The organism is Cytophaga sp. (assembly GCF_051961495.1).
Taxonomy (GTDB): Bacteria; Bacteroidota; Bacteroidia; order Cytophagales; family Cytophagaceae; genus Cytophaga.
Window position 1 is genome coordinate 1 of sequence record NZ_JBQCDF010000053.1, and the last position, 7,493, is coordinate 7,493.

General features: G+C 35.7%; 9 protein-coding genes. 1 reads left to right on the forward strand and 8 read right to left on the reverse strand.

Annotation, left to right across the window (positions count from 1 at the left end; genetic code table 11):
- Positions 1-32: 32 nt before the first annotated feature.
- Together ACTHJT_RS02545 and ACTHJT_RS02550 are read right to left on the reverse strand one after the other, a co-directional pair.
- Positions 33-287: a (2Fe-2S) ferredoxin domain-containing protein gene (locus ACTHJT_RS02545; protein WP_440236163.1), complete on the reverse strand. Its 255-nt coding sequence runs from the start codon at positions 285-287 to the stop codon at positions 33-35.
- A 95-nt stretch (positions 288-382) separates the two neighbouring features.
- The gene (locus tag ACTHJT_RS02550) at positions 383-1,183 is read right to left on the reverse strand and encodes a hypothetical protein (protein ID WP_440236165.1); all 801 of its coding nucleotides are present in this window, start codon (positions 1,181-1,183) and stop codon (positions 383-385) included.
- A 178-nt stretch (positions 1,184-1,361) separates the two neighbouring features.
- Between ACTHJT_RS02550 and ACTHJT_RS02555 the strand changes: the two genes are divergently transcribed.
- Positions 1,362-2,186 carry a phosphodiester glycosidase family protein gene (locus tag ACTHJT_RS02555; protein ID WP_440236166.1) on the forward strand — a complete coding sequence of 275 codons (825 nt, stop codon included), beginning with the start codon at positions 1,362-1,364 and terminating at the stop codon, positions 2,184-2,186.
- Here the strand turns inward: ACTHJT_RS02555 and ACTHJT_RS02560 are convergent, their stop codons facing one another.
- The 6 genes from ACTHJT_RS02560 to ACTHJT_RS02585 form a co-directional block, all read right to left on the reverse strand.
- Entirely contained in the window at positions 2,187-3,251 is a 1,065-nt protein-coding gene (locus ACTHJT_RS02560) for an acyltransferase family protein (protein WP_440236168.1), read from the reverse strand.
- Positions 3,252-3,441: 190 nt separating this feature from the next.
- A complete protein-coding gene (locus tag ACTHJT_RS02565; protein WP_440236169.1) occupies positions 3,442-3,963 on the reverse strand; it encodes a hypothetical protein in 522 nt (173 codons plus the stop codon).
- A 53-nt stretch (positions 3,964-4,016) separates the two neighbouring features.
- Positions 4,017-5,066 carry a WG repeat-containing protein gene (locus ACTHJT_RS02570; protein WP_440236170.1) on the reverse strand — a complete coding sequence of 350 codons (1,050 nt, stop codon included), beginning with the start codon at positions 5,064-5,066 and terminating at the stop codon, positions 4,017-4,019.
- Between the two features lie 79 nt (positions 5,067-5,145).
- Positions 5,146-5,649 carry an META domain-containing protein gene (locus ACTHJT_RS02575; RefSeq protein ID WP_440236171.1) on the reverse strand — a complete coding sequence of 168 codons (504 nt, stop codon included), beginning with the start codon at positions 5,647-5,649 and terminating at the stop codon, positions 5,146-5,148.
- A gap of 24 nt (positions 5,650-5,673) precedes the next feature.
- Positions 5,674-6,303: an LURP-one-related/scramblase family protein gene (locus ACTHJT_RS02580; protein WP_440236172.1), complete on the reverse strand. Its 630-nt coding sequence runs from the start codon at positions 6,301-6,303 to the stop codon at positions 5,674-5,676.
- 24 nt (positions 6,304-6,327) lie between these two features.
- On the reverse strand, positions 6,328-7,493 hold a 1,166-nt coding region (locus tag ACTHJT_RS02585; protein WP_440236173.1), incomplete at its 5' end, for a hypothetical protein.

The following is a 7,493-nucleotide window of genomic DNA, read 5'->3' on the forward strand; positions in this document are numbered from 1 at the left end:
TCCCATCCCGATAGCTATCGGGATGGGATTTTTTATGCCAAGAGGTCCTGAACAATTTTTTCTGCATCGGCAAGCGAAATATCCGAATACCATTTATTATCGGGCTGTACACAAAGTACCGGCGCATGTTTGCAACGATCCGAACATTCCATTTTAAAAACTTCGATGCGGCCTTTCGCATGATGTTGTTTAATCGATGCTTTTATAAATTTCCGTACATCTTTATGCTGGCCGCATTTGCTGCCTGCACACATGAATACAGATTTTTCAGGAAAATGTATCGACATAGATAAATGGTTAAGTCTGCTGATTTAAGTATTAATATACTTAAATCGGCAGACTTAACACAAAAATTTGACCTGTAGAAAACTACAATTCCGGTTTATTTTACAATAAAACTTTTTGTAAATGTATTGGTAAAAATATAGGAATGTTCATAAGCCTGCTGGGTAAATGTTCCTTTGATTTTATATGTACCAGCTTCTGTCGGATGTAAGGAAATTAAAAACACAGGCCCTCTTTTAGTAATAGTTGGTTTCAAGTCCAAAAGTATTTCATCTTTAAAAACGCTCACCTCACAATCATCATTGGTATACGTTATTTTGTTGTCATACATATCCGGCACAACTGTTAATTCATAAACCTGCCCGGAGGTAGCTGTATCCCGCTCAGTAATTACATGAGATATCAGATGCATTTCCCAATTGCAGGATGAAACCTGGCTCAGGAATTCATTCAACGCTTTTTTCTCAAATGTTAAATAAATATTTATGAACTTTTGAAATAACAGTGAATCATTTTTCTGTTTTAATTCCGTCTGATAATAATGCAACAAGGGCAATGCATTACTATCTTTCTGACCAGACTGCTGCAAAACAGGTTTGATATTTTCCATCAAAACAGATACTGATTGTAACGAATCGATGCATTTGTTCCGCACCTCTACAAGATGCTGCGCCTGCTTCCGGATTACAACTTCTACTGGCCGGTCTCCATTGTCGGCAATTTCCTTTTCAACGCGTTTTAATAAACGGTCGTTCTCACGTATGGACTGCGCAGTCATTTCACGCTGGAAGGCCAGCTCCATAGTGTATTCCTTTTTATCTGTGCAGGAAAAAAATATTGTAACGGCAGCAAGCAACATTCCAACAAGTGTATATTTTCTAATAAAGATCTTTTGCATAATTGACAGTCTATGCTACCATAATAAAATTAATGCTAAAAGATACAGATTATGTAATTAAGTCATTGCTGTTTATATTGTTCAAAGATTAAAAATAAATCAATCCTCCCAATATGTTTTCCGCTTGCTTGTATCTTTTACCAATCTCTGCATTATGAATAATAAGACCTGATCATTTATGAAACACCTGGCCTATATACCAATCTTATTTATTTGCGTTGCTGCAACATCTTCAAAAAAAGAAACCATTGTCTGGCAAAACCTGGAAAAGGGTTTGGATTACGCACTTCTGGATGCACCGGTAAAATCAAGTTATGCTGATTCAAAGATTGATGTACTCAGAATTAATCCTGCTTATTTCACTTTTGAACTGGAATGCATGGAACAAAAGAAAAACGGTAATAAAAAGATTGATCAGATCTGTACAGAAAACAAATTGATAGCAGCTGTAAACGCAGGCATGTTCAAACTCGAAGGCAATTTCCAGACATGCACCGGGTATATGAAAAACGGCACTTATACCAACAACGCTACGTTAAATCCCAGTTACAAAACTGTTTTCACTTTCAATCCAAAAGATACCAGTAAAAAATCTGCCACGTTGATTGATCTTACCTGCGAAGATTGGGCGGTGGCTAAAAGCAGTTATACGTGTTTCAGTCAGGGAATCCGCATGGTTAATTGTGATGGCAAAGCCACCTGGCAGGCATCTGAAAAAAAATGGAGCATGGTATTATTAGCGGAAGATAAAGCTGGAAATATTTTATTCATTTTCTCCAGATCACCTTACAAAGTGCTGGACTATACCAATATGCTACTGCAATCAGACTTACAGCTAAAACGTTTGATGTACTTAGAGGGCGGGCCCGAAGCCTCTTTTTACCTGGATCACCCGAATGCATCTGTAAAGAAAATGGGAAGTTATGAAACCGGATTTACGGAGAATGATAACAACAAGGTATACTGGGAAATCCCTAATGTAATTGGTATCCGAAGAAAATAATCAGGCAGAACCTAAGAACATTTTTGCCCTGCTGCCTAATAGTTTCCGGAGCAGATAAATAATGCCTTTACAGATGAGCAGAGTTGTAATTGTAAGAATGATTATCGCAACAATGATATTCAACGGATAGATATTTTCATATTCATAAAGAAAATAGAATAAAGATCCCGTGGTAGTTAATACAACTCCATGCATAAAATATGTTAACATAGAATCTTTAGCGACAAATCGCAGCCAGTCAGGTTGTTTTTCTCCCAGCATTTTGAAGAATAGCATTACGAGAAAAGCCAGAGCTACTTTTTGAACATAAAAAAAAGACTCTGTTACGTTTATAAAACCAGGCATTGATATTTTATAAAAAAGTCCTGCGGTAACAAGCACTACAACACCTATTATAAATACAAGTCTTTTTTCAATCACCTGCATTGTTTTTTCCAGATCCAAACCACAATACATGCCTATTGCATACGAGCCTGTAAAATAGATTACTGTTTCAACCCTGATATAAGTTGTATCCACAAATTTAGCACGCGCTATGAAAAGCGGAGCCAAAACAAATAAGAAAAAAATACAGCGGGTAAAACTATTTTTATGCAGCAAAAAATCCAGCAAGGGAGTAAGCGTACAAATGATAATAAATACAGGAATGTACCATAACGCATATTCTGATTTCCCACATAATAGGTCAAGAGGTAACATAGAGTAGAAGCCTTTTAAATCTATATGAAACGGTTCGAAGGATATATTTTTAAACAATGTCAACCATATGGAAAAAAATATATAAGGAATAACAAGATAGAAGAACTTATCTCTATAGAATTTTATGTATCCCCGATTTTTAAAAACAGCAGAAAATAATATTCCCGATAGAATTGTGAAATACATGGTAACACCCCGTAATGCCAGCATATTAAACATAGAAATTGCTGAATCCGGATTAATGTCCACGTTTAAACTACCAAAATAAAAAAGAATGATTGCATGGCGCAAAATCACATTAATTACTGCAAAACCTCTGAAGCTTTGAAGGTAATCAAAATATATTTTATTCTGTGATGAAGACAAAGATGATAATGTATTATTATTTACTAAAATGCTTTCCGCATTTATTTGTATAAAAATACAAATTTGAAATAACTATACATCCATTTTTGTATGAGTAACTTCACTTTTTAAAAATCATTCCTGTGCGTTCCTTTATTCACGGCTATCTTTCATCTTCTGAAATTAGCCTTTAACTAAATAATGTCATATCTCATTCTTCACCTATGGATTTCCTTAACCAGACATTTATAGCTTCTTCCAAATATACTTGTCCATTAGGCCCCACGTGTTCGGTTACCAATAATTCTTCGTGTTGAGTATGTATATACAACTGATACACCGGACTCGTTATGGTCGTCCTGCCTGACTTTACACTTGAGAATTCTTTACCCGATTTCCTTCTTTTTTCAATCCGCAGGATTTGATTAGGATTTACGTTTAACTTTACAAATCCATGCATGCCTTCTAAAACAACAAAGTTTTCCTTATTAAAAATGAACTTCGTTCTATCGTAGTAATTATAGAAGCACCAGTAAATAACAAGCAGAAGCAATGAAATTGTTAAAAAGAAATACATATTCAAATCTATTGCCAGGATCACAGAACTGACTAAGAGGGGTAACACTAAAAGAATAATCTGTAACGAGAGTATATTGCCGTCGTAATTATTTAAAATAATATGTACACTGCCATCGGCATGAGTAGAAACATTGAAATCTTTTGGTATTCTCATCGGAGAAAGTTTTCTGGTAAAATAAAAGTCTTTGAGTTTTATTTTACAATCAATTATTTAATCAATACAACATCATACATACCATCATACTTTGGTCTAAAGACCCATTTACCTGTAACATCAATAAGACCCCATGTTCCGTTCATTCTGACTGCAGCATATCCATTACTGAATTTTCGCGCTGCTTCGTATTGAGCCTTAATAACCCACTCGCCTCTTGTGTTGTAAAAACCATATTTCCCAGACTGCTCTCCTATGGCAAGCCCTTCGCTGAAATCTCCCCAGGATTCAGTATCAGATACAAATAACTTATTACCGGTTGAATCGATGTAGTGCCAACCATTATTATCTTTAACTTTGGCAAATTTTGAAACATAATCAAAACTTGTTACGACCGAGTAGACTGGATTAATAACCCATTCACCTTTAACGTTGATAAAACCTACCTTGTCTTTATCATTCCTTACCCATGCCAATCCTCCTGAAAACTCCCCAGTATTTTTATATTGTGGCTTGATTACAATTTCACCTTTTGTATTAACAAAGCCATGCAAACCATTCCCAAGCTTTATTGGTGCAAAACCTTCAGAAAAATGTTCAATTTTGCTAATATAATCAGCGCTGATCACAGTCTGCTCAAAACCCAGAGTGTCCAATATAATATTTCTACCACCAATAACTGCTGCAGCATACCCACCATTAAATTCTGTTACATAATCATATTTCATGGCTATTGCAATCTTACCTTTGGCATTTAAAAAACCCCATTTCTCACCGGTTTTCACAGCAAGTAAATTATCTTTATACCCCTTTGCACCCACGCCAAATGCGCCTTCTATAATAGAGAATCTATTTACTTCTGTAGGTATATACTCAGCCTGTGCATTGATAATCTTGTAAACCGTTCCTTTTTTAACAACTGCCAGACCATTCGAAGAGAATGGGTCGCAATTTATATATTGAGGCAGAATTGTGAGATCGCCATTCAAATCTGCATATCCCCAAAATCCATTATTTACTTTAATCAATATTAAAGCATTTTGACCATATGTTATTAGGGTATAAAATACAAATAGCAATATGAATATAATCTTATTTTTCATTGATGAAGACCAATAATATACTATAATAAAAGAGCAGCCTCCAAAAAACTTTTAAAGGCTGCTCTTGAAAGATCCTAATTTAATAACTCTTCGGCCCTAATATTTTTTTAAATTCGAGCAAGGCCACATCACCTTCCAGCAGCATCAATGTGTTCTGTTCCTTGATAAAGAATTTATTCGTTTTCTTCAAGCGTTCAACAAACAATGCTTCGCCTTCACCTTCGCAAGCCATCTTCGTTAATGCCATGCCTGTTCCAAATGAAATGGTTCTGCCATCAATTACATAGGATCCTGTGTAAGAATTACAGCCTGTAGTACCGGAGATCTGTTTTGGTCTTGCATCAAAAGCAATGGTTGGCTTTTTATTTGGATATAAATCATTGAACGGCACTTTTTGCGCACCCATAAGCGATACCAGTTCCCAGGTTCCTTCCAGGTCAGATTCTTCCGTAGCAGCAGCAGCTGTTACCGGAATTGCCTTTTCGTCAACCTTTTTATCACTGACCGCTGTTTGTGATTTAGATGAATTACATGAAGCTAAAATAACTCCTAAAAAAGCTCCATAGATGATTATTTTTTTCATAGCACTAAAATTTGATTGAATAAATTATTTACTTTCTTTTAAAACCATATCGATTGTAATTGCACAGGAAATGACCGCCTGCTTGTGTGCAACTGACGTAGAAAAACCAGGATCGATTGTTACATTATATTTATCAGCACTGGTAAACATTTCTTTAGCAAGACCAGCCCATTTTTTACTGATTGTTCCGATAGGATTGTTTGAAGGATCTTTGATTTGAAAATTCCATGCCTTCCAATCACCTGTAATAGTTGCAATATTTTTTTCTGCTGCATTGGTGATCTGAAATTCAGGTTTAAAAAAACTGAATTTCTGTTTGATTGTTCCGATCAATTCGCCTTTGGCATTCAACACAACAATTTTAGACAACCAGAATGTCCAGCCACGTTGGATCGTTGTTTGTACTTCACCCTCATGATTTAAAATATCCAATTGAAAAGGCAGTATTTTTTTATTTACCAGCAAACGAAGCATTTTTTGTCCGACAGACAAACGTTGTGTTACAGCGCCAATATGTTCTCCGGCTTCGTTATAAACTTTATATGCATTTTCAAATTTGAACAGGTTAACTTTTTCATCAATGAAATAACTGTTCGATTTAAAAAAATCTGTTTCGTCATGCGTAAGTGCGTCTACTATATTTTCTCCGTTCATATGTATGTGTATATTAAAAACATTTTATAGTTTATAGCGCACAATTGCACTGGCTTTGCCCATGATGCCTTTACGTCCAACGAGGATCAGTTTATCATCTTCTTCCCAGATGGTATAATCACGCACAAGCATTAATTTAGACTCATTTGGTAAAACAACTTCTTTTACTTTTTTACCTGTTGAGCGGTTAATATGAATTACATTAATCGTAGTGATCGACCCATCCATGGATTCTGACGTTGCATATAAGAAACGGATATCTGAAGGATGTGAATTATCTACTACATAGGAGATGGTATTCAAACCATCGGTTGATGGATAAACCTGGTTTTTGGCGATGTATTCCACCCAATTTCTTTTCGCGTCTTTATTATAACTCAATACGATAATGCCCTCTGTATGTACATGTCCGTTTACTTCAACCTGATGTTTTTTATCAAATGTACCCGGGGCAATATGCGGATAGCCATCAGCATATAACGAACGCTTTTCCAGAATCAGAATCACTTCTTCCTGGGCAGAAATGAATACATGAGACAAATCATAATCCAGCCAGTTTTCTTCACCCTTGATGGCTTTATTTGTCTTTCTCCCTTCTGTCACTTTATTTAACACCGCTTCATCAAAACGATCGAAGTTGTTTTTATCAAGTGTCATGGAAGTAAAATTTGCACGTGAGTAGGAAACTCCGATAATTTTCTCCTGAGACAATTCAATGGCGGCTACATATAACACATCATCATTCACGAACTGAACCATTAACTCATCTTTCTTATAATTCGATCCTGGTATTTCAACGACATCAAATGCCCGTGTTTCCAGATTCATGCGGATCACATTCACCTTGCCAACGCCATTGGCATTAATAATAAATATCTCGCCTTTATTATTCAGGTAGATGCCGTGGTTCACATAACCCATATCAATTGTAACAGTTCCTTTGCTCAGTTGTTTACCGGTATTATCATAAATAGATACATTTGCTATCAGCGAACGTTGTGAAAAATCAAATACATAAGAAACAAACTTACCTTCATCCGGCGAAAAACGAATGTTATGTTTGTATTCAAAAGGGGTTACAAAACTTGGTGTTGTGTGTTCACAGATCACATCAATAAAAGATTCTTTTACTGAACCTCTATGATCGCTTTCCAGATAAGGTTTGATCGGATAAGATTCCAGTTCCTTCT